At 56.6% G+C, this 560-nt stretch carries 1 protein-coding gene; it reads right to left on the bottom strand.

Annotated elements, in window-relative coordinates; genetic code table 11:
* Positions 1-214 precede the first annotated feature (214 nt).
* Complete coding sequence (locus ACFC3J_RS22965; protein WP_279729305.1) at positions 215-421, bottom strand: ferredoxin; 207 nt, start codon at positions 419-421, stop codon at positions 215-217.
* Positions 422-560: the final 139 nt, after the last annotated feature.

Genomic DNA, 560 nt, shown 5'->3' with positions numbered 1-560 from the left:
CCCGGCGAGAAATTGCGCGTCATCGGCGCCATCACGAACCGGTTGCGCAGGTGCAGCGAGCCCATCGTGAACGGTGTGTATAAAATCTCGGCCTGCCCCATCAAAGCGATCCTCTCCTCTGCCTGTCAAAAGACCGTGCATCAGGGGACGGGCGCCGAAAACCTATCCTGTGACAGGACATCCGCACCCAGGACCCGCGCATGTTCGGGTCGACTCAGGCGGCTTCGACGGCAAGGGCGGACTGCGGACAGGCCTCGGCGCCTTCCTGGGCCTGCTCCTCCAGTCCTTCGGGAACGATTTCGTCGTCAACATACACGATGCCATTGGCGTCAAGCTTGTACACTTGGGGGCAAATTTCGGCGCACACGCCATAACCGCAGCATGCCGCCTTATCGATCACCACTTTCATTTTCTGGCTCATCCAGCCTCTCCTTCTTCTTGGCTGCACATTACATCTTGAACAGATTTAGTTCAATATGTATAACACAACTCAATCAAGGAAATTCTCCAGGAGAGCAAGATGCTGCACAATGCCGGGCTGACGCTGAGCGACGGAACGA

It is taken from the genome of Sphingobium sp. (assembly GCF_041987595.1).
Classification (GTDB): Bacteria; Pseudomonadota; Alphaproteobacteria; order Sphingomonadales; family Sphingomonadaceae; genus Sphingobium.
The sequence above is the reverse complement of the archived record's forward strand: the minus strand, read 5'-3'. Positions and strand labels throughout refer to the sequence as shown.

What these genes read in the sequence shown, in the direction of transcription:
- ACFC3J_RS22965 (WP_279729305.1), bottom strand. Translation starts at nt 421, where the DNA reads ATGAGCCAGAAAATGAAAGTGGTGATCGATAAGGCGGCATGCTGCGGT.